Annotated in this window: 17 protein-coding genes; 8 read left to right on the forward strand and 9 right to left on the reverse strand. The window is 51.9% G+C overall.

Features of this window, described 5'->3' with window-relative positions:
• Window positions 1-29: 29 nt before the first annotated feature.
• A complete protein-coding gene (yhdP, locus tag HV041_RS22660; RefSeq protein WP_115642776.1) occupies window positions 30-3,830 on the forward strand; it encodes an AsmA2 domain-containing protein YhdP in 3,801 nt (1,266 codons plus the stop codon).
• A gap of 162 nt (window positions 3,831-3,992) precedes the next feature.
• Window positions 3,993-5,438, forward strand: coding sequence for a metalloprotease TldD (tldD, locus tag HV041_RS22665; protein WP_003025183.1), 1,446 nt, complete (start codon window positions 3,993-3,995; stop codon window positions 5,436-5,438).
• A gap of 86 nt (window positions 5,439-5,524) precedes the next feature.
• On the opposite strand, the gene aaeR is transcribed toward tldD, so the two are convergent.
• On the reverse strand, window positions 5,525-6,454 hold the full coding sequence (aaeR, locus tag HV041_RS22670; protein WP_182294271.1) for an HTH-type transcriptional activator AaeR: 930 nt from the start codon (window positions 6,452-6,454) through the stop codon (window positions 5,525-5,527).
• A gap of 184 nt (window positions 6,455-6,638) precedes the next feature.
• On the opposite strand from aaeR, the gene aaeX reads away from it, so the two are divergent.
• The 3 genes from aaeX to aaeB are packed head-to-tail and all read left to right on the forward strand — an operon-like array spanning window position 6,639 to window position 9,758.
• The gene (aaeX, locus tag HV041_RS22675; RefSeq protein ID WP_003025177.1) at window positions 6,639-6,842 is read left to right on the forward strand and encodes a p-hydroxybenzoic acid efflux pump operon protein AaeX; all 204 of its coding nucleotides are present in this window, start codon (window positions 6,639-6,641) and stop codon (window positions 6,840-6,842) included.
• A 7-nt stretch (window positions 6,843-6,849) separates the two neighbouring features.
• Window positions 6,850-7,782: a p-hydroxybenzoic acid efflux pump subunit AaeA gene (gene aaeA, locus HV041_RS22680; protein ID WP_121585121.1), complete on the forward strand. Its 933-nt coding sequence runs from the start codon at window positions 6,850-6,852 to the stop codon at window positions 7,780-7,782.
• A 5-nt stretch (window positions 7,783-7,787) separates the two neighbouring features.
• Window positions 7,788-9,758, forward strand: a complete 1,971-nt coding sequence (aaeB, locus tag HV041_RS22685; RefSeq protein WP_048213453.1) for a p-hydroxybenzoic acid efflux pump subunit AaeB — start codon at window positions 7,788-7,790, stop codon at window positions 9,756-9,758.
• A gap of 40 nt (window positions 9,759-9,798) precedes the next feature.
• Here the strand turns inward: aaeB and HV041_RS22690 are convergent, their stop codons facing one another.
• Genes HV041_RS22690 through xapA form a run of 3 tightly spaced genes read right to left on the reverse strand, consistent with a single transcriptional unit; the run spans window position 9,799 to window position 12,849 of the window.
• Window positions 9,799-10,701, reverse strand: coding sequence for a LysR family transcriptional regulator (locus tag HV041_RS22690; RefSeq protein WP_048213452.1), 903 nt, complete (start codon window positions 10,699-10,701; stop codon window positions 9,799-9,801).
• Window positions 10,702-10,759: 58 nt separating this feature from the next.
• A complete protein-coding gene (gene tsgA / locus HV041_RS22695) occupies window positions 10,760-11,965 on the reverse strand; it encodes an MFS transporter TsgA (protein WP_061068701.1) in 1,206 nt (401 codons plus the stop codon).
• 50 nt (window positions 11,966-12,015) lie between these two features.
• Window positions 12,016-12,849 (reverse strand): xanthosine phosphorylase, encoded by an 834-nt coding sequence (xapA, locus tag HV041_RS22700; protein ID WP_048213450.1) that lies wholly within the window; start codon window positions 12,847-12,849, stop codon window positions 12,016-12,018.
• 418 nt (window positions 12,850-13,267) lie between these two features.
• Here xapA and HV041_RS22705 point away from each other — a divergent pair, with 418 nt between their 5' ends.
• Window positions 13,268-13,552: a hypothetical protein gene (locus tag HV041_RS22705; protein ID WP_048213449.1), complete on the forward strand. Its 285-nt coding sequence runs from the start codon at window positions 13,268-13,270 to the stop codon at window positions 13,550-13,552.
• 49 nt (window positions 13,553-13,601) lie between these two features.
• Here HV041_RS22705 and yhcN read toward each other — a convergent pair whose 3' ends face one another.
• Both yhcN and argR read right to left on the reverse strand, forming a co-directional pair.
• Window positions 13,602-13,868 (reverse strand): peroxide/acid stress response protein YhcN, encoded by a 267-nt coding sequence (yhcN, locus tag HV041_RS22710; protein ID WP_005121357.1) that lies wholly within the window; start codon window positions 13,866-13,868, stop codon window positions 13,602-13,604.
• Between the two features lie 377 nt (window positions 13,869-14,245).
• Entirely contained in the window at window positions 14,246-14,716 is a 471-nt protein-coding gene (argR, locus tag HV041_RS22715) for a transcriptional regulator ArgR (RefSeq protein ID WP_003025162.1), read from the reverse strand.
• A gap of 436 nt (window positions 14,717-15,152) precedes the next feature.
• Here argR and mdh point away from each other — a divergent pair, with 436 nt between their 5' ends.
• The gene (gene mdh, locus HV041_RS22720) at window positions 15,153-16,088 is read left to right on the forward strand and encodes a malate dehydrogenase (RefSeq protein WP_040234161.1); all 936 of its coding nucleotides are present in this window, start codon (window positions 15,153-15,155) and stop codon (window positions 16,086-16,088) included.
• A 142-nt stretch (window positions 16,089-16,230) separates the two neighbouring features.
• Here the strand turns inward: mdh and degS are convergent, their stop codons facing one another.
• From degS to zapG, 3 genes are all read right to left on the reverse strand, one after another.
• Window positions 16,231-17,298: an outer membrane-stress sensor serine endopeptidase DegS gene (degS, locus tag HV041_RS22725; RefSeq protein ID WP_005121354.1), complete on the reverse strand. Its 1,068-nt coding sequence runs from the start codon at window positions 17,296-17,298 to the stop codon at window positions 16,231-16,233.
• 89 nt (window positions 17,299-17,387) lie between these two features.
• Window positions 17,388-18,743 carry a serine endoprotease DegQ gene (degQ, locus tag HV041_RS22730; protein WP_121585120.1) on the reverse strand — a complete coding sequence of 452 codons (1,356 nt, stop codon included), beginning with the start codon at window positions 18,741-18,743 and terminating at the stop codon, window positions 17,388-17,390.
• Between the two features lie 168 nt (window positions 18,744-18,911).
• Complete coding sequence (gene zapG, locus HV041_RS22735) at window positions 18,912-19,310, reverse strand: Z-ring associated protein ZapG (RefSeq protein WP_005121352.1); 399 nt, start codon at window positions 19,308-19,310, stop codon at window positions 18,912-18,914.
• A 192-nt stretch (window positions 19,311-19,502) separates the two neighbouring features.
• Here zapG and zapE point away from each other — a divergent pair, with 192 nt between their 5' ends.
• A complete protein-coding gene (gene zapE, locus HV041_RS22740; RefSeq protein WP_121585119.1) occupies window positions 19,503-20,630 on the forward strand; it encodes a cell division protein ZapE in 1,128 nt (375 codons plus the stop codon).
• Window positions 20,631-20,701: the final 71 nt, after the last annotated feature.

A 20,701-nucleotide genomic window follows, 5' to 3' on the forward strand; every position in this document is an offset into this window, starting at 1 on the left:
CACATTTTTTGGCAGACAAGGAGAGGCGCGTGAGGCGATTGCCGGGGATTTTACTGCTCACTGGAGCCGCATTCGTTGTCATCGCAGCGCTGCTGGTCAGTGGGCTGCGCCTTGCTCTACCGCATCTCGATAGCTGGCGTCCGACCATTCTGGGCAAGATCGAATCTGCCACCGGTATGCCCGTTTCCGCCAGCCAGCTTTCTGCTAACTGGCAAAATTTTGGCCCTACGCTCGAAGCTCGCGATATTCATGCACAGCTGAAAGACGGTGGCGAATTCTCGGTAAAGCGTGTCACGCTGGCGCTGGATGTCTGGCAAAGTTTGCTGCACATGCGCTGGCAGTTTCGCGATCTCACCTTCTGGCAACTGCAGTTGCGCACCAATACACCGATCCAGCGCAGCGATAGCGGCGACGGGATTGAAACCAGCCACATCAGCGATCTGTTCCTGCGCCAGTTTGATCATTTTGATCTTCGCGACAGCCAGGTTAGTTTTTTGACCCTGTCAGGCCAGCGTGCGGAACTGGCGATCCCTCAGCTAACCTGGTTGAACGGTAAAAACCGGCATCGTGCTGAAGGCCAGGTCAGCCTCTCCAGCCTGACCGGGCAGCACGGTGTTATGCAGGTGCGTATGGATCTGCGTGATGATGACGGCCTGCTGAATAATGGTCGAGTCTGGCTGCAGGCTGACGACATCGACGTTAAGCCGTGGTTGGGAAAATGGATGCAGGATAATGTTGCGCTGCAAACTGCGCGCTTTAGCCTGGAAGGCTGGATGACGCTCAACAAAGGCGAAATCTCTGGTGGCGATGTCTGGTTGAAAAAGGGCGGCGCAAGCTGGAAGGGAGAGAGCAACATCCACACGCTGTCCGTCGATAACCTGACTGCGCATATCAGCCGTGAGCACTCCGGTTGGTTGTTTGCTATCCCGGATACGCGCATCACGATGGATGACAAACCCTGGCCGAGTGGGGCATTAACGCTGGCCTGGTTCCCCGGGCAGGAAGTGGGGGGCGCCAATAATAAGCGCAGCGACGAATTACGTATTCGCGCCAGTAACCTGGAGCTAGCCGGGTTAGAGGGGCTACGCCCGATGGCCGCTAAGTTATCTCCGGCATTGGGTGATATCTGGCGGGCCACGCAACCGAGCGGCAAGATAAACGTGTTGGCGTTGGATATCCCGTTACAGGCGACCGAAAAAACCCGTTTCCAGTCCTCGTGGACCGATCTGGCCTGGAAACAGTGGAAGCTGCTGCCGGGGGCAGAACATTTCTCCGGTACATTGTCTGGCAGCGTGGAAAATGGCGCATTAACGGCCTCCATGAAGCAGGCAAAAATGCCGTATGAAACCGTCTTTCGTGCCCCGCTGGAGATAGAAGATGGCGTGGCAACGCTCAGTTGGCTGAAGAATGAAAATGGCTTTCAGCTAGACGGGCGCAATATTGACGTTAAAGCGAAAGCGGTACATGCGCGCGGCGGTTTTCGTTATCTGCAACCAACCGGTGATGAACCGTGGCTGGGGATTCTGGCGGGGATTAGCACTCACGATGGCTCCCAGGCCTGGCGCTATTTCCCGGAAAATCTGATGGGAAAAGAGCTGGTTGATTATCTCAGTGGGGCAATTCAGGGCGGTGAGGCGGATAACGCAACACTGGTTTATGGCGGTAACCCACATCTGTTCCCGTATTTGCATAACGAAGGTCAGTTCCAGGTGCTGGTGCCGCTGCGTAATGCAAAATTTGCCTTCCAGCCGGACTGGCCCGCACTGACTGACCTCAATATTGAACTGAACTTCATTAACGATGGCCTGTGGATGAAGACGGATAGCGTCAATTTAGGGGGGGTAAAAGCCACTAACCTGACGGCAAATATCCCTGACTACGCAAAAGAAAAACTGCTGATTGATGCCGACATCAACGGGCCGGGCAAAGCGGTTGGGCCTTATTTCGACGAAACACCGCTGAAAGAGTCGCTTGGTGCCACGCTGGAACAGCTGCAAATTGACGGTGATGTGAGTGCTCGCTTACATCTTGATATCCCGTTAGATGGTTCGCTGGTTACGGCCAAAGGCGACGTGAACCTGCGTAATAACAGTCTGTTTATCAAGCCGCTTGATAGCACGCTGAAGAATTTGAACGGTAAATTCAGCTTTATCAACGGCGATCTCAAGAGTGAGCCGATGACGGCGAACTGGTTTAATCAGCCGCTGAACGTCGACTTTTCCACTACCGAGGGTGCAAAAGCTTACCAGGTTGCTGTGAATCTGAACGGTGACTGGCAGCCAACTCGCATGGGGATACTCCCCGCACAGGTGAATGATGCCTTAAGCGGCAGTATGGCGTGGAACGGTAAGGTTGGCATTGACCTGCCATATCATGCCGGAGCGACCTACAACATTGAGCTGAAAGGCGACCTGAAAAATGTAAGCAGTCACTTACCTGCTCCGTTAAACAAAGTCGCCGGTGAGTCGCTACCGGTTAATGTTAAGGCAGATGGTAACCTGCGCAGCTTCGATCTGACCGGTAACGCCGGAAGCAAGAACCACTTTAACAGCCACTGGTTGCTGAATCAGAAACTGACGCTTGACCGCGCAATCTGGACTTCGGAAAGCCGTACCGTGCCAGCGCTTCCTGACCAGCAGGGCATCGAACTTAATCTTCCGCCCATGGACGGTGCGCAATGGCTGGCATTGTTCCAGAAAGGCGCGGCAGATAACGTCGGAAGTAATGCGAACTTCCCGCAGCGTATTGCGGTGCGCACGCCTTCTTTATCCCTGGGCGGCCAGCAGTGGAATAACCTGAGCATTGTGTCTGAACCTGGGCTTAATGGTACCAGCGTACGGGCACAGGGGCGTGAGATTAACGCCACATTGGCTATGCGCAATAATGCTCCGTGGCTTGCCAATATCAAGTACCTGTATTACAACCCGAACGCTGCAACGTCATCGCCAAATACAACACCAGCCTCGCCGTTCTCTGCTATCAGTAACGTCAGTTTCCGTGGCTGGCCGGATGCGCAGATACGCTGCGAAGAGTGCTGGATGTGGGGGCAAAAGTATGGGCGCATTGATGCCGATGTCGCGATAAAAGGTGACACATTAACGTTGAGCAATGGTCTGTTGGATACCGGGTTTGCCCGGCTGACCGCCGATGGCGAATGGGTCAATGTGCCGGGCAAGGAGCGTACGTCACTGAAAGGAAAGCTGAATGGCAACAAGATTGATTCAGCCGCGGGTTTCTTTGGCGTATCTACCCCGATTCGTAACTCTTCCTTTAACGTCGAGTACGATCTGCACTGGCGTAATCCGCCCTGGGATCCGGATGAAGCTTCACTGAATGGGATTTTGCGTACCCGTTTGGGCAAAGGTGAATTGACTGAACTTAGCACCGGACATGCGGGACAACTGTTACGTCTGCTGAGCTTTGATGCGCTATTACGTAAACTGCGTTTTGATTTTAGCGATACGTTCAGCGAAGGTTTTTACTTTGACTCTATCCGCAGTACGGCGTGGATCAAAGACGGTGTGATGCACACTGATGATACGCTGGTGGATGGCCTGGAAGCTGACATCGCCATGAAAGGTTCGGTGAATCTGGTGCGTCGCGAACTGGATATGGAAGCCGTTGTCGCACCTGAAATTTCTGCCACCGTTGGGGTGGCCGCGGCGTTTGCCGTCAACCCAATTGTCGGCGCGGCGGTATTTGCCGCCAGTAAAGTTTTGGGACCGCTGTGGAGCAAAGTTTCAATTCTGCGCTATCGCATTACCGGTCCGGTCGATAAGCCACAGATCAACGAAGTTCTGCGCCAGCCGCGCAAAGAAAGCCAGCAATGATTTGACGGGGGCGAGTAATTGCCCCAATCTCAACATAGAACTTCTACCGCAGTCCGTAGGCCGGATAAGGCGTTTACGCCGCCATCCGGGCATTGAAGCGCCTGATGGCGACGCTGGCGCGTCTTATCAGGCCTACAACAGTAACTAATGAGTAGCAAAACGATGAGTCTGAACCTGGTAAGTGAACAATTGCTAGCGGCGAATGGCCTGAAACATCAGGATCTGTTTGCCATCCTGGGCCAACTGGCCGAACGCCGTCTTGATTACGGCGATCTCTATTTTCAGTCGAGCTATCACGAATCCTGGGTTTTAGAAGACCGCATCATTAAAGATGGTTCTTACAATATCGATCAGGGCGTTGGCGTGCGCGCCATCAGCGGCGAAAAAACCGGGTTTGCCTATGCAGACCAGATTAGCCTGCTGGCGCTGGAGCAAAGTGCTCATGCCGCGCGTACTATCGTGCGCGACAGCGGTGATGGCAAAGTAAAAACGCTGGGGGCGGTAGAGCATCAGGCGCTTTATACCTCAGTCGATCCCCTGCAGAGCATGAGCCGCGAAGAGAAGCTGGATATTCTGCGCCGCGTAGACAGCGTGGCGCGTGCCGCCGACAAGCGTGTGCAGGAAGTGACGGCGAGCCTGACCGGTGTGTATGAACTGATTCTGGTGGCGGCGACCGACGGTACGCTGGCCGCTGACGTCCGTCCTCTGGTGCGTTTGTCCGTAAGCGTACAGGTTGAAGAGGATGGCAAACGCGAGCGTGGCGCCAGCGGTGGCGGCGGTCGTTTTGGCTATGACTATTTCCTTGGCGACCTTGATGGCGAAGTTCGTGCTGACGCATGGGCGAAAGAGGCCGTACGCATGGCGCTGGTCAATCTCTCTGCGGTAGCCGCGCCTGCCGGTACGCTGCCGGTGGTACTCGGCGCTGGCTGGCCGGGCGTTCTGCTGCATGAAGCGGTCGGTCATGGTCTGGAAGGTGACTTTAACCGCCGTGGCACGTCGGTATTCAGCGGTCACATGGGTGAGCTGGTGGCGTCAGAATTGTGTACCGTCGTTGATGATGGCACGATGGCTGATCGTCGTGGTTCAGTAGCCATTGATGACGAAGGAACGCCGGGTCAGTACAACGTGCTGATCGAAAACGGCATTCTGAAAGGCTATATGCAGGACAAACTCAATGCGCGCCTGATGGGCGTGGCGCCAACGGGTAACGGTCGTCGTGAATCTTACGCGCATCTGCCCATGCCGCGTATGACCAACACCTATATGCTGCCGGGCAAATCCACGCCGCAGGAAATCATCGAATCCGTTGAATACGGTATTTATGCGCCTAATTTCGGCGGTGGCCAGGTGGATATCACCTCCGGGAAATTCGTCTTCTCTACCTCCGAAGCGTATCTGATTGAAAACGGTAAAGTGACCAAACCGGTGAAAGGCGCGACGCTGATTGGCTCCGGTATCGAAGCAATGCAGCAGATTTCGATGGTGGGTAACGACCTGAAACTGGATAACGGCGTGGGTGTTTGCGGTAAAGAAGGACAGAGTCTGCCGGTTGGCGTGGGCCAGCCGACGCTGAAGGTGGATAACCTGACCGTAGGTGGCACCGCGTAACATCATGATTCAGGCCCGATAAGCACCAGTGCTATCGGGCATCTTGCCAGATGCGGCGTCAACGCCTTATCTGGCCTGGACTCTTTTTATTTCTCTTTTCCCCGACCGTACATTCCCTGAAACAGCTGCGCCACATCGACGAAATAGTCTGTCAGATAGTTAATCACCACCTGCACCTTGAGCGGCAGCTTATCCTTTTCGGTATACAACGCATACACCGGACGTGGATCTGACTGGTAGCGGGGGAGCAGGATCTCCACTTCGCCGCGGTTGATCTCATTGATCACCCACATCAGCGGTACATAGGCAATGCCCGCGCCTGCGGCCAGCCAGCGCACCAATGTCATCGGATCGTTGGTCACAAAACGTCCCTCTGGGATCAGACGGGTAGAAATCCCCTCCGGGGCAATTAATTCGAACTCATTATCCGGACGAACGCTGTATTCCAGCCACGAATGATTGCTGAGATCGGCGGGTTTCTCCGGGACACCAAACTGGGCGAGATAACTTTTTGCCGCGCAGACCACCATCGGCATAGCCCCCAGACGACGCGAAAAAAGGCTGGAGTCCTGCAGGGCACCCACGCGGATAACCACGTCCAGACCGTCGGCAATCAGGTCGGGTGCCGGTATTCCCGTCACCAGATTTACCGTCAGCCCAGGATACTCTTTGAGCATTTTTGCGGTCAGTCCGGCGAGGACATTTTGTGCCATGGTTGAAGAACAACCAATGCGCAGCGTGCCGATGGGCGTGTTGTTAAAAGCATACAGTTGCTCGTGAACATCCTGCGCTTCGTGCAGCATCCGGCGGCAGCCCTGATAATAAATTTTACCGGCTTCAGTTAGCCCAATGCTACGCGTGCTGCGGTTTAGCAGCTTGACCTGTAGCTCATCTTCCAGTTTTGAGACCGTCTGGCTTATCAATGAAACGCTCATTTGTAGCTGTCTTGCGGCGGCGGTGAAGGAGCCCAGTTCGACAACTTTGGCGAACACCGACATACGTTTTAATCGTTCCATTGTTCACTCTGGCTTAAAAGTGATTTAGATCACATAATATAGATAACAGCATAACAGTTACGTTAATATATTATTATTCAAATAACGGCTATGTCGCTCTCGCCTGGCTCATCCTTGCCCTTCTCTGCGGTGACATACGCTAGAAAATCTATCATCTGCACTCTCTTACGTTACCAAGGTCAACATGAGTCTGTTTCCCGTTATCGTGGTGTTTGGTCTGTCCTTCCCACCGATTTTTTTCGAATTACTTTTGTCACTGGCGATTTTCTGGCTGGTGCGCCGGGTGCTTGTTCCGACTGGCATCTATGATTTTGTCTGGCATCCGGCTCTGTTTAACACTGCGCTGTATTGCTGTCTGTTCTATTTAATAACGCGCCTGTTCGTTTGAGGTTGAAGTGAAAACACTAACAAGAAAACTCTCCCGCACGGCCATTACCGTGATACTGGTCATTCTGGCCTTCATCGCTATTTTCCGCGCATGGGTGTTCTACACCGAGTCGCCGTGGACGCGTGATGCGCGTTTCAGCGCCGATGTCGTCGCGATTGCGCCGGATGTTGCGGGGCTTATTACCAACGTTAACATCCATGATAACCAACTGGTGAAAAAGGATCAGATCCTGTTCACCATCGACCAGCCACGCTATAAGAAAGCCCTTGAGCAGGCCGAAGCTGACGTCGCTTATTATCAGGTTCTGGCGCAGGAAAAGCGCCAGGAGGCCGGTCGTCGTAACCGACTGGGCGTGCAGGCTATGTCTCGCGAAGAGATCGACCAGTCAAACAACGTCCTGCAAACCGTATTACACCAGCTTGCGAAAGCACAAGCGACCCGCGACCTGGCAAAATTAGATCTGGAACGTACCGTTATCCGTGCGCCTGCAGACGGATGGGTGACTAACCTGAACGTCTATAGCGGTGAATTTATTACGCGCGGCTCCACGGCGGTGGCACTGGTAAAACAGCACTCATTCTATGTACTGGCGTATATGGAAGAGACCAAACTGGAAGGCGTTCGCCCAGGGTATCGCGCTGAAATCATCCCGCTTGGCAGTAATAATGTGCTGAAAGGCACCGTTGATAGCGTGGCGGCTGGCGTAACGAATGCCAGCAGCACGCGGGACGCAAAGGGTATGGCGACCATTGATTCCAATCTTGAATGGGTGCGTCTGGCGCAGCGCGTGCCGGTGCGAATTCGTCTTGATGAGCAGCAGGGAACCTTGTGGCCTGCCGGGACGACGGCGACCGTCGTCATTACCGGCAAGCAGGATCGCGATGCCAGCCAGGAATCTTTCTTCCGTAAAATGGCGCACCGCCTGCGCGAGTTTGGTTAATCGCGATGGGTATTTTCTCCATTGCCAACCAGCATATCCGCTTTGCGGTAAAACTGGCCTGCGCGATTGTACTGGCGCTGTTCGTTGGCTTTCACTTCCAGCTTGAGACCCCTCGCTGGGCGGTACTGACCGCAGCCATTGTGGCGGCAGGCCCGGCCTTTGCCGCTGGCGGAGAACCTTATTCAGGCGCTATCCGCTATCGCGGCATGTTGCGTATTGTCGGGACATTTATCGGCTGTATTGCCGCACTGATCATTATCATCAGCATGATCCGCGCCCCGCTATTGATGATCCTGGTGTGTTGTATCTGGGCCGGTTTTTGTACCTGGATCTCTTCACTGGTAAAGATCGAAAACTCCTATGCCTGGGGGCTTTCGGGTTACACGGCTCTGATTATCGTCATTACCATTCAGGCGGAGCCTCTGCTGACGCCACAATTTGCGCTTGAACGCTGCAGCGAGATTGTGATGGGGATTGTCTGCGCTATCATCGCCGACCTGCTCTTTTCGCCCCGTTCAGTGAAACAGGAGATAGATGTCGAGTTAGACAGTCTTCTGGTGGCGCAATATCAGCTTATGCAACTGTGTATAAAGCATGGCGATAGCGAAGAGGTGGACAAGGCCTGGGGCGCTTTAGTTCGTCGTACGGCGGCGCTGGAAGGTATGCGCAGCAACCTGAACATGGAATCCTCACGCTGGGTGCGCGCCAATCGTAGACTCAAGGCATTGAATACGCTGTCGCTCACACTCATCACGCAGTCCTGCGAAACCTATCTTATTCAGAATACGCGACCAGAACTGATTACAGATACCTTCCGCGAGTTGTTTGATACGCCGGTTGAAACGGTGCAGGACGTACATAAACAATTGAAGCGGATGCGCCGCGTGATTGTCTGGACCGGTGAGCGTGATACGCCAGTGACGATCTATAGCTGGGCCGGCGCGGCGACGCGCTACCTGCTGTTGAAACGCGGTGTGGTCAGCAATACCAAAATTAGCGCTATTGAAGAAGAGATCCTGCAAGGCGAACCGGTGGTGAAGGTGGAATCCGCCGAACATCACCATGCGCTGGTCAACTTCTGGCGTACTACGCTGTCCTGTGTGCTGGGAACCTTATTCTGGTTGTGGACCGGCTGGACATCAGGTAGCGGCGCGATGGTCATGATAGCAGTCGTCACCTCGCTGGCCATGCGTTTGCCTAACCCCCGCATGGTGGCCATCGACTTTATCTATGGCACGCTGGCAGCATTGCCGTTGGGGGCGCTCTATTTTCTGGTGATTATCCCCAATACCCAGCAAAGCATGTTGTTGCTGTGTCTGAGTCTGGCGGTGCTGGGATTCTTTCTGGGTATTGAGGTGCAGAAGCGGCGTCTGGGCTCAATGGGGGCGCTGGCGAGCACCATTAACATTATCGTGCTTGATAACCCGATGACGTTCCACTTTAGTCAGTTCCTCGACAGTGCACTGGGGCAGATTGTCGGCTGCGTATTGGCGTTTATCGTTATTCTGTTGGTGCGGGATAACTCGCGTGACAGAACAGGTCGTGTGTTGCTTAACCAGTTTGTGTCGGCAGCGGTTTCCGCAATGACCACCAATGTTGTGCGCCGTAAAGAAAACCACCTTCCGGCGTTGTATCAGCAGCTGTTTTTACTGATGAACAAATTCCCCGGCGATCTGGCAAAGTTCCGCCTGGCACTGACGATGATTATTGCTCACCAGCGTTTACGTGATGCGCCTGTACCGGTAAACGACGATTTATCGGCGTTTCATCGCCAGCTTCGCCGTACCGCCGATCAAGTTATTTCTGCAGTCAATGATGACAAACGCCGACGCTACTTTGGTCAGTTGCTGGAGGAGCTTGATATCTACCAGGAAAAATTAACGCTTTGGGAAGCCCCGCCTCAGGTGACGGAGCCAGTGAAACGACTCACGGGAATGTTGCACAAATACCAGCATGCGCTGACCAGCAATTCATAACTCATCTAACCGGAAGAGGATATCTCTTCCGGTTTCAGTTTTACCGCCCCTGTAATGTCATGATAAACGCGTTCATTAATGTGGAGAGCTGTTCGTCGTACCAGTAGGCATAAAGATCGGCTGGAATAGGGTCATTCAACGGTAAGAAACGAACGCCTGGCCAGTGGATCAATCCGCAGGTTTCTGGCAGCAAAGAGAGACCAATTCCTGCGCTAACCAGCGCCAGCGCTGTTTGCGGTTCGTTAACCTGGTGGGTAATCAGAGGATAAAATCCTACCTCAACACAGCGGTCATGTACCTGACGGGCGAAATTGCTTTGATTGAATGAAAGCGAAATGATGGGGCGTTCAGCGAGCATCGCCAGTGAGACGCTTTGGTGTTGGCAGAGAGGATCGTGTTCAGGTACGGCGAGAGCAACCGCTTCGCGGGAAATCAATTGGCTACGAATATTCGTCTCGGATTGGGGCAGTACGTTCCGGCTAATCGCAATATCAATCGTCCGGGCATGCAAGGCTTCAATTTGCTGATGTTGGGAAAGCTCCTGCAAACTCCAGTTTACGTACGGCTGTTGCTTCTTAAAGTCCTTTAGACGTGTCAGCAGCGTTCCCCACAATGCGCTACCGACTATCCCAATGTTGAAATGCTGATGTTCGCTACGGCCAATCTGTCGCACATAATTGAGGGATTGATCGGTGGTACTCAGGATACGATCGACTTCCGTTTTCAATACCTGCCCGGCTCGCGTGAGAACCACTTTACGGCTGGTACGTTCAAATAGCGTCGTTTCAAGGATCTCTTCCAGTTCTTTAATCTGCATACTCAACGGCGGTTGAGAGATGTTTAACCGGGCCGCGGCCCGGCCAAAGTGCAGCTCGTCAGCGAGAACCTGAAAATAACGCAATGTTCGAAGACGAATTCGGCTATTGGCCTGGAGATCAATCATGCTGGTTACGCGTAAGAGAGGGAGAGAAACGGCATCATGCCGTCCTCCCCAAAGCTTGTCAAACCGCAGCGGATGGCGGGCGGGCGAGACGCTCGGCCTGGCTGCAGGTGACAGCGATAACCAGCGTCAGCAGTAACACACAATAGGCGACAGTTGACGTATTCACCGCCCCCTGCAGACCAAAGTGGCTGTTTACCATGGAGGAGACGCTGGCAAACAGTAGCGTGCCCACTGTGCCGCACGTCAACAAGGCGGAGATCAAGGTTGGTGAACTGCGACTCACCTGCAGTGAACCATAGCTCATCAGGCCGGAGAATAAACCGGAGTTAAAGAAACCAAACACGCCGCACGCTATCAGAATCAGCGTGGTATTGTTGCTGTTGGCAATCAGCGCAATAGAGACCAGACCAATGCTTGCGCAGATCAGCAGGAAAGTGCGCAGTTTCATCCATTTCACGGTGAACTGATTCAGGAACAGGCCAATGGCTTTCGTCACCCAATACACAGTAGTGAATAGCGCGGCATCCTGCGCCTGAAGTGTAAAACGCGATTGCAGGTAGCCCGGTGTCCACATGGTAAAAATGGGTTCAGCCAGCAGGAAAGCAAAGAGAGTAAAACAGATCAAATAGACAGAGATCCCCCAGGGTTCTGACTCTTCCGTTTTCTCGTGTTGCTGCGGCTGCGCAGCCTCTGTCGATGGGAAGCGACAACGCAGAGTAAGAGCCAACATCAACGCGCCCAGACCGCCCATAATCCCATACATCGCAATCCAACTGGCACCCAGTTTAAACATCCAGGCTAACAGTAAGGAAAGGGTTGCTCCGGCAAAGCTGAAAAAGAAATCGGTAAAAATCAGGCTGGAAGAGCGGCTCTTTTCATCGGGATTAATACGGACCACCAGATAACTGCCGATGGTCATAAACACGCCCCCGCAGGCACCAATTCCGGCCACTGCAACGCTAAACAGCGTTAAGGTTGGTTGGATAAAAAGTACTACGCTGATAATCACGGTGAGCGTTGCAGCAATAACTAATGGTTTTTTCAGCCCCCATTTTTTCATCAGAATGCCGCCAAGCATAATAGGCACAAACATTCCGATGTTCATCAGAGTAAAGACCTGCCCGATAAAGCTGGGGTCTTTATGAAAAGCGGCACAAAGTGGCCCAAGCACAATCCCCAGTGTCGACACCAGTGCGCCAACAAAGTAATAGCTCAGGTACGAAACGGCATTGAGATTTGCGCGAGAAAACTGATTGTCTGGCATAACTTTTCTCCAGATGGAGCAGGGCGACCTGTCCGTCTACGGAACCACGATCAGGCGTACTGCTTGAGGAACTGGCTGATCAAACGAATAAAATCTTCGGTTACCATGGCAGCGCATTTCAGCGTTTGTTCATGGGAAAGCTCAACATCACTGAGACCTTCAGCCATATTTGTGATGGCTGAAACGGCCAGTACTTTCAGGCCACAGTGGCGTGCAGCTATCACTTCCGGTACCACCGACATACCGACGACATCGCCGCCCATACGCTGCATCATGCGAATCTCCGCAGCCGTCTCAAAATTAGGTCCAGGATAAGAGACAAAAACCCCTTCATGAAGCGTGATACCCAACTGCTCTGCGGCACCGTGAAGCTGCTGGCGCAGTTCGCGATCGTATGCGTTAGCGAGGCTAAAGAAGCGAGGACCAAAGCGTTCATCGTTCGGCCCGACAAGTGGGGTAGATGGCATGGTGTTGATGTGATCGTTGAGGGCGACCAGACTACCTGCAGGAATATCTACGTTCAGCGAACCCGCGGCGTTGGTACAGAATAAAAATTCGCAGCCCAACAGTTTAAAGGTACGTACGGCATGGGTCATGATGCCCATTCCCAGCCCTTCATAAAAATGCCCACGTCCCTTCATGCAGATGAGGTCGATACCATAAAGCGTTCCCATCACCACTTCCCCGGCATGGCCGATTACGGTGCTGACCGGAAACCCAGGTAATTGTTGATATGAAAGCGTGGTTTTATTTTCCATGCGATCGGCAAGTGCCCCCAGACCTGACCCAAGTATCAGAGCGATACGTGGATGAAAATTGGGTTTTGCAGAACGCAGAATTTCAGCCGCTTCATACGGGGTATCGTTGACAACAGACATGGACATATCGACTCCAGAGACTATTCAGTTGCATGCATTTTGTGGAGGCTTCAATTACAAATCCAATATGATAAATGCGGTTATTGATATGATTTTTATATTGAAAAAATCAGATAAATATCGGATCTATTATTTTTCAGAAAGTTATGGCCAACCTGTTTCATACTGTTTCCGAAACGCAGTCATAGGATTGCACAAAAATGTGATGTATCTCTCTTTGTCTAAACGATGAACAGTTCATTCCTGACGTATTACGCACACTGAGGCAGGGCTATACTTAAGACGAGTATTTAGCTGGGGGTGGTAAACGATGCCTGGACCGCAGGAATATAAAATTTTGCTGGCGGGATAGGGGAAACAGGTTGAGGAAGACCCTGCATATCGGTGGTCTGTGGAGTAACTGGCGTCGGGATGGTGGCTATAGATGAATATCTATACGTTTGATTTTGACGAGATTGAAAATCAGAGTGATTTCTACCGTGAGTTTGCACGTACATTCGGTCTGGCCCGGGAAAAGGTGGTTGATTTAGATTCTTTGTGGGAGGTTGTGGTTGGGGAAATCTTGCCTTTACCTCTGGAAATCGAATTTGTTCATTTACCGGATAAGTTACGCAGGCGATATGGCGCGCTGATTTTACTGTTCGATGAAGCAGAAGAAGAGCTCGAAGGACAGTTACGCTTTAACGTTCGTCACTCAAAACAGGTATAAAAAAGCCCCCGGCAGGCGGGGGCAAGTCGTCGGACTAGACGACGAGGGTTTATTTGTACAATTCTGCGGTTGCATGCCAGTGAGCACCTTCACGGAGTTCAGTGACACGATAGCTGCTGGCGCCCGCTTTTTCTGCTTTAGCGGCGATTGCCTGACGCATATCCATTGGTGAGCTACCGATCTGAGATACAGAGATGGTACCCATGGATTGCAGATTCTGTGCTTCTTGCGAGTTCACCTGATTAACAGCGGCGCTTGCACCGAAAGAGAGAACTGAGAGAAGGCTTAAAGTTGCAACAGTGGTTTTGATTTTCATGATACTTACCTCGTCGAATTCTTTTACTAGGGGTCTTTGTTTCGTGACCCTCATCACAAAATCAAGTATACACTAATCACGCGATAAATTAATACCACGCTAATTGTTTCTATGGTAATCAAGTGTTAAAAAAATTTTTTTTTATAACTATATGGAATTAAAAATACAGGTTAGAACTTATTTTTGAAAATAAAATCAATAAATTCATGAGGATATGATATTTTGCAAATTGTGCGTTTTTGATTGGGATCATTCACTGTGTGAATGTATTTTGGCGGTGAAACGCACTATTTGTTAAATGTTCGGTAGTGGAAAGTTGAGAAGGGGAGCAGAAAAGAGAGATTTTTCCCCGCCACAGGGCGTGACGGGGAAGGGGATTACAGTTCTTGTTCAAACAGTTCCAGAATGGCTTCGTACAGGTCTTTGACCGTAAAACCTTTGGCCGGTGTGGTGAAGATGGTATCGTCACCAGCAATCGTTCCAAGAATACCTTCTGCTTTACCCAGTGAATCCAGCAGGCGGGCAATTAGCTGCGCAGCGCCTGGGCTGGTATGAATAACGACAACGGCATCGTTGTAGTCGATATCCAGCACCAGATTTTTCAACGGGCTTGACGTTGTCGGGACTCCCAGCTCTGCAGGCAGACAGTACACCATTTCCATTTTCGCATTGCGGGTACGCACGGCACCAAACTTGGTCAGCATGCGTGAAACCTTGGACTGGTTGATATTATCAAAGCCCTGATCCTGCAACGCGAGGACGATTTCGCCCTGAGAGCTGAATTTTTCTTCTTTAAGCAGCGCTTTAAACGCCTTTACTAATTCTTCTTGTTTTGCCGAGCTTCGCATAAGTCACCCGTAATATGGCGGTAGAAACAACATTATTGTGCATACAGATGAATTTTTATGCAAACGGTCTGCCTCGTTCAAGGCTGAAATAATGTTATGAAAGAGCGGAATTTTATCAAATTTCGTTATCAAGAAACATGCCTGTGTCACGGCTCGCAAATAAGATTAAAAGTAAATTAAATGTTATCAAATTGATGTTGTTTTGAGATGGCTGTAGGGTATATTGTCAGCACCTGTTGGAAAGTTGCTCTACTGTGCGAGTGGTTTTGAATTACGTAACTTAGGTTTTATTTTACGTAAGTTAAATGCATAAAAGCCAAATTTGCGTGACTACGCATTCTTGACGCGTGGTTATTGAATTCGTTGGATTTGTGAATTAAGGTCGCCGCCGCGGAGCAATAGACATTTTGCTTATCAATATAATAAGGAGTTTAGGATGAAAGTTGCAGTCCTCGGCGCTGCTGGTGGTATCGGTCAGGCGCTAGCATTACTGTTAAAAACCCAACTGCCTTCAGGTTCAGAACTCTCCCTGTACGACATCGCTCCAGTAACGCCTGGTGTGGCCGTTGATTTGAGCCATATCCCTACTGCTGTGAAAATCAAAGGCTTCAGCGGTGAAGATGCGACCCCTGCACTGGAAGGTGCTGACGTGGTGCTGATTTCTGCGGGTGTTGCACGTAAACCAGGTATGGACCGTTCTGACCTGTTTAACGTGAATGCTGGCATCGTGAAGAATCTGGTGCAGCAGGTTGCTACAACTTGCCCGAAAGCGTGTATCGGTATCATCACTAACCCAGTGAACACGACCGTTGCTATTGCTGCTGAAGTGCTGAAAAAAGCAGGCGTATACGATAAGAACAAACTGTTTGGCGTAACTACGCTGGACATCATCCGCTCCAACACCTTTGTGGCGGAACTGAAAGGCAAGCAGCCTGGCGACGTTGAAGTCCCGGTTATCGGTGGACACTCTGGTGTGACCATTCTGCCGCTGCTGTCACAAATCCCTGGTGTAAGCTTCACTGAACAAGAAGCGGCCGACCTGACCAAACGTATCCAGAACGCGGGTACTGAAGTTGTGGAAGCAAAAGCCGGTGGCGGGTCTGCAACCCTGTCTATGGGTCAGGCTGCGGCACGTTTCGGTCTGTCACTGGTTCGCGCGCTGAGCGGCGAAAAAGGTGTGGTGGAATGTGCTTACGTTGAAGGCGATGGCCAGTATGCTCGCTTCTTCTCTCAGCCGCTGCTGCTGGGCAAAAATGGCGTAGAAGAACGTCAGTCCATCGGTAAACTGAGCGCGTTCGAACAAAGCTCGCTGGAAGGCATGCTGGATACGCTGAAGAAAGATATCACGCTGGGCGAAGAGTTCGTTAAATAACTCTTTTCGGTAGGCCTGATAAGACGTTTTGCGTCGCCATCAGGCATACAGATGCCGGATGCGGTGTAAACACCTTATCTGGCCTACAAGCCCATCGAAATGTTAAAAAAACCGGATGATTTCCGGTTTTTTTATATCCGCGTTAGTTCGTCGCCGGATATTCCTGAATCGTGACCTGCAGCGTCAACTGCTTGTCATCGCGCATCACGACCACGGAGATAACCGAACCGGGGCGAATCTCAGCGACCTGATCCATGGTCTCCAGCGCTGATACTGCCGGTTTATTATTTACCGAAATGATGAGGTCGTTGACCTGAATTCCGGCCTGGGCCGCAGGGCCATCCGGTGCCACTTCGTTCACGACAATTCCCTGAATTTGATCCATGCCGCTACCTTGTGCATGCAGCGGTGCAATTTCACGCCCGCTGATGCCGATGTAGCCACGAATAACGCGCCCGTCGCGGATCAGCTTATCCATGATTTTCGTCGCCAACTGAAACGGAATGGCAAAGCCAATCCCTTCCGGCGTTTCACCATCATTGCTTTTATCAAACGACAGTGTGTTAATCCCCATCAACTCACCCAGAGAATTAACCAGCGCACCGCCAGAGTTACCATGGTTAATGGATGCATCTGTTTGCAGGAAGTTTTGCCGACCCGTTGGGTTCAGGCCAATACGACCCGTGGCGCTGATGATCCCCTGAGTGATGGTTTGCCCGAGGTTGTACGGGTTACCAATGGCAAGCACGACATCACCAATATGCGGTACACGTTTGTTATTAATCGGGATCGTCGGCAGCCCGCCTGCTGCGTTGATTTTCAGCACCGCAAGGTCGGTTAAGGTATCGGAGCCAACAAGCAACGCTTCAAAGACACGCCCATCCTGCAATGCGACGATGATTTGGTCGGCATCATTAATGACATGTTTGTTGGTGATGATATAGCCGCGCTGATCCATGATCACGCCTGAACCGAGCGTGCGGATCTCAAGCTGGTTATGCGTCGTGCTGTTCATACTGCGGTTGTACACGTTGACCACGGCAGGCGCAGCACGGCGAACTGCCGGGTTATAGCTGGCAGGTGTTTCATCTGTGCTGTCGAACTGTGGTGCGGTAAGCGTATTAATTTTTCGCAAAGAGGGCATCGCGGCCAGCAGAATGGCGCCGACGATTAAACCAATCGCGACCGAACGTAAAAGCTTCACAAACATGATGGCGGCGTCATTAAAAAAGGGAACGGCAGCAGCATATCACGAGTTTACCGGACATCACACGGGGGGCTGATGTCCGGTTGTCCTGGTTAACGCAAAAGCAGGTAAATACTCTCGTTTCCACGAACGACCTGCAGAGCAATGATTGACGGTTTCGTTTCCAGCACTTTGCGCATTTCGGCAATCGAGTTCACCCGATCGCGGTTAACGGCGATGATAACGTCATCTTTATGCAGGCCGGCCTGTGCAGCTGGGCTACTTTTTTCAACGTTATCAATTCGAATGCCTTTGGCACCATCTTTTAGCTGCCCGTCGCTGAGCGTGGCTCCTTGCAACGCCGGAGCAATCATTTCCGCACTGGCGGAAGATGATGTACTGGTATCCAGCGTCACTTCAACGTCCAGTGGTTTACCGTTACGCAGCAGGCCCAGTTTGACTTTGGTCCCCGGTTCGGTTGTCGCAATACGTGAACGCAGTTCGGCGAAACTACTGAGCGGTTTGCCGTTAAGACTGGTAATAACATCACCGGATTTCACCCCCGCTTTTGCGGAGCCAGAGTTAGGCAGAACTTCGCTGACAAACGCGCCACGTTGTACATCCAGTTTGAATGCTTTAGCGATGTCAGCGGTCATTTCAGTCCCTTTAATACCCAACAGACCGCGTTTGATTTCGCCAAACTGCATTAACTGCTGCGCCAGCGTACGCGCCATGTTACTGGGGATAGCAAAGCCGATCCCAATGCTGCCGCCGCCGGGAGCCAGAATCGCGGTGTTAATACCAATCAGCTCACCGTTGAGGTTAAGCAATGCACCGCCAGAGTTACCCCGGTTGATGGAAGCGTCAGTCTGAATAAAGTTTTCCAGACCTTCGAGGTTCAACCCGCTGCGCCCCAAAGCCGATACAATGCCAGAGGTGGCAGTTTGTCCCAGGCCAAACGGGTTACCGACGGCGACAGCAAAGTCACCCACGCGGAGTTTGTCGGAGTCGGCAATGGCAATTTGCGTCAGGTTGCTGGGATGCTGAATTTGCAGCAGAGCGATGTCGCTCTGATCGTCGCTGCCGATAAGCTTAGCGTCGAACTCACGGCCATCATTAAGCTGGACGCTGATTTTTTGCGCCTGGTTAATGACGTGGTTATTGGTCAGGACGTAGCCTTTGGCGGCATCAATAATGACCCCGGAACCTAACCCTTCAAAAGGTTGGGAAGGTTGATCGGGAAGATCATCACCAAAAAACTTTTTGAACTCTTCCGGGACTTTCTGCCCCTGAGTGGCGGTACCTTCGACCCTTACGCTCACCACGGCAGGTAACACTTTCTCCAGCATCGGGGCGAGGCTGGGGAGCGCAGCCTGACCGGGAATCGACGCTGCGGCCGGGAATGGCGCCGAGAGAGTTAACCCGACACTTAACGCTAATGCACTCAACAGCTGGGTTTGTTTTTTCATGGATCCTGCTCTCGTACCTTGAGTAAACGGAAGATGATTCAAAACAGTTTGATGTTATTGAATTTTCGGTTTGGTCACAATGAGGCTAACGACTAAATAATAGCTGGGACGGGAAGAGAAGCGGAGGGCGCAATTGCTGCGCCCAATAAATTTCTTAACGATGTGCGGTTAGTCGCGCTTTGCGCCACTACGCAGCAGGCCGGAAGCCCCTTCGGAATAGTCACGCGGCATCTGAACCGGCGCCTGATCGTTACCTGCTTCAGACTCAGCCAGACGATTGCGGAATGGGTTGTTTTCCGCTGACATGCCCGGCAGCAGGCTGCTGGAGCTTTTCGCCATATGCTGATAGATCTGACGATAATCATCAGCCATGTTATCCAGTAGCTCAGCGCTGCGGGCGAAATGACTCACCAGCTCTTCGCGGTACTCTTCCAGTTCAGCTTTGTTCTTTTCCAGTTCGTACTGTAATGCCTGCTGTTGGCGTAATTTACGATTACCAAAACGCATGGCTACAGCACCAATAATGATACCGACGACTAACCCAATTAGCGCATATTCCCAGGTCATGAACATCTCCCGTTGTCTTGTGTTTCCGTAGGGTGTTGGCTTTAGGCTCCATGCCTGCGCCTGATTATGCCACTATAACCGCTAATCCCGTAGAAGTGGAATCCCGTGTTTATATCACGTAATGTAGAACGGCCTTTTTTTCGTCAACCGTGAGCGACGGCACATCGATTCTCAAGGAATAACAATAACATCATGCAAAGCCTTTCCCCGACATCGCGATACCTGCAGGCCCTTAACGACGGCAGCCATCAACCCGACAACGTACAACAAGAAGCGGTGAATCGACTGGAAACGATTTACCAGGAGCTCACGACGATTGCACCTCCAGCGGCGCAGGAGAGTGGACTGATGGCCCGCTTTGGTAAATTGCTGGGTAAACGTGAGCCGAAAGAAAACACGCCAGTGCGTGGTCTGTATATGTGGGGGGGCGTAGGGCGCGGGAAAACCTGGCTGATGGATTTGTTCTACCATAGCCTGCCTGGCGGACGTAAACAGCGTTTGCACTTTCACCGCTTCATGCTGCGCGTGCATGAAGAGCTGACGGCTCTGCAAGGCCAGACCGACCCGTTGGAAGTGATTGCTGACCGCTTCAAAACCGAAACGGATGTGCTGTGCTTTGACGAGTTTTTTGTTTCTGACATCACCGATGCCATGCTGCTCGGCGGCCTGATGAAGGCGCTGTTTGCCCGTGGCATTACGCTGGTCGCGACCTCCAATATTCCGCCAGATGAACTGTATCGTAACGGTTTGCAACGTGCGCGTTTTCTTCCTGCCATTGATGCTATCAAACAGCATTGCGACATCATGAATGTTGATGCTGGCGTCGATTATCGTCTGCGCACCTTAACGCAGGCGCATTTGTGGCTGTCGCCACTGAATGAGGAAACCCGCCAACAGATGGATAAACTCTGGCTGGCATTAGCGGGAACCAAAGGTGAACATGCGCCGATGCTGGAGATCAATCATCGTCCGATGCAGACGCTGGCCGTTGAGAACCAAACGCTGGCGGTATCGTTCACTACGCTCTGTGTCGATGCGCGTAGCCAGCATGACTACATTGCACTGTCGCGCCTGTTCCACACTGTGCTGTTGTTTGATGTACCGGTCATGACGACGCTGATGGAGAGTGAGGCACGACGCTTTATCGCGCTGGTTGATGAGTTCTACGAACGCCACGTTAAGCTGGTGGTCAGCGCCGCAGCGCCTTTATATGGAATCTACCAGGGCGAGCGCCTGAAGTTTGAATTCCAGCGTTGTTTGTCGCGTTTGCAGGAGATGCAAAGCGAGGAGTATCTGAAGCGGGAACATTTAGCCGGTTAAACCTGCCGCAAATCACATAAAGGGGTCGATCTTTGACCCTGACTTCTCTATAATCTTGCGACCCCACGTTA

Origin of the sequence: Citrobacter sp. RHBSTW-00029, from assembly GCF_014104295.1 — a bacterium.
GTDB lineage: Bacteria > Pseudomonadota > Gammaproteobacteria > Enterobacterales > Enterobacteriaceae > Citrobacter > Citrobacter youngae.

Excerpts from the sequence above, each read along its gene's own strand:
- tldD (WP_003025183.1), top strand. The coding sequence starts at position 3,993 with ATGAGTCTGAACCTGGTAAGTGAACAATTGCTAGCGGCGAATGGCCTG.
- aaeR (WP_182294271.1), bottom strand. The coding sequence starts at position 6,454 with ATGGAACGATTAAAACGTATGTCGGTGTTCGCCAAAGTTGTCGAACTG.
- aaeX (WP_003025177.1), top strand. The coding sequence starts at position 6,639 with ATGAGTCTGTTTCCCGTTATCGTGGTGTTTGGTCTGTCCTTCCCACCG.
- aaeB (WP_048213453.1), top strand. The coding sequence starts at position 7,788 with ATGGGTATTTTCTCCATTGCCAACCAGCATATCCGCTTTGCGGTAAAA.
- HV041_RS22690 (WP_048213452.1), bottom strand. The coding sequence starts at position 10,701 with ATGATTGATCTCCAGGCCAATAGCCGAATTCGTCTTCGAACATTGCGT.
- tsgA (WP_061068701.1), bottom strand. The coding sequence starts at position 11,965 with ATGCCAGACAATCAGTTTTCTCGCGCAAATCTCAATGCCGTTTCGTAC.
- xapA (WP_048213450.1), bottom strand. The coding sequence starts at position 12,849 with ATGTCCATGTCTGTTGTCAACGATACCCCGTATGAAGCGGCTGAAATT.
- HV041_RS22705 (WP_048213449.1), top strand. The coding sequence starts at position 13,268 with ATGAATATCTATACGTTTGATTTTGACGAGATTGAAAATCAGAGTGAT.
- yhcN (WP_005121357.1), bottom strand. The coding sequence starts at position 13,868 with ATGAAAATCAAAACCACTGTTGCAACTTTAAGCCTTCTCTCAGTTCTC.
- argR (WP_003025162.1), bottom strand. The coding sequence starts at position 14,716 with ATGCGAAGCTCGGCAAAACAAGAAGAATTAGTAAAGGCGTTTAAAGCG.
- mdh (WP_040234161.1), top strand. The coding sequence starts at position 15,153 with ATGAAAGTTGCAGTCCTCGGCGCTGCTGGTGGTATCGGTCAGGCGCTA.
- degS (WP_005121354.1), bottom strand. The coding sequence starts at position 17,298 with ATGTTTGTGAAGCTTTTACGTTCGGTCGCGATTGGTTTAATCGTCGGC.
- degQ (WP_121585120.1), bottom strand. The coding sequence starts at position 18,743 with ATGAAAAAACAAACCCAGCTGTTGAGTGCATTAGCGTTAAGTGTCGGG.
- zapG (WP_005121352.1), bottom strand. The coding sequence starts at position 19,310 with ATGACCTGGGAATATGCGCTAATTGGGTTAGTCGTCGGTATCATTATT.
- zapE (WP_121585119.1), top strand. The coding sequence starts at position 19,503 with ATGCAAAGCCTTTCCCCGACATCGCGATACCTGCAGGCCCTTAACGAC.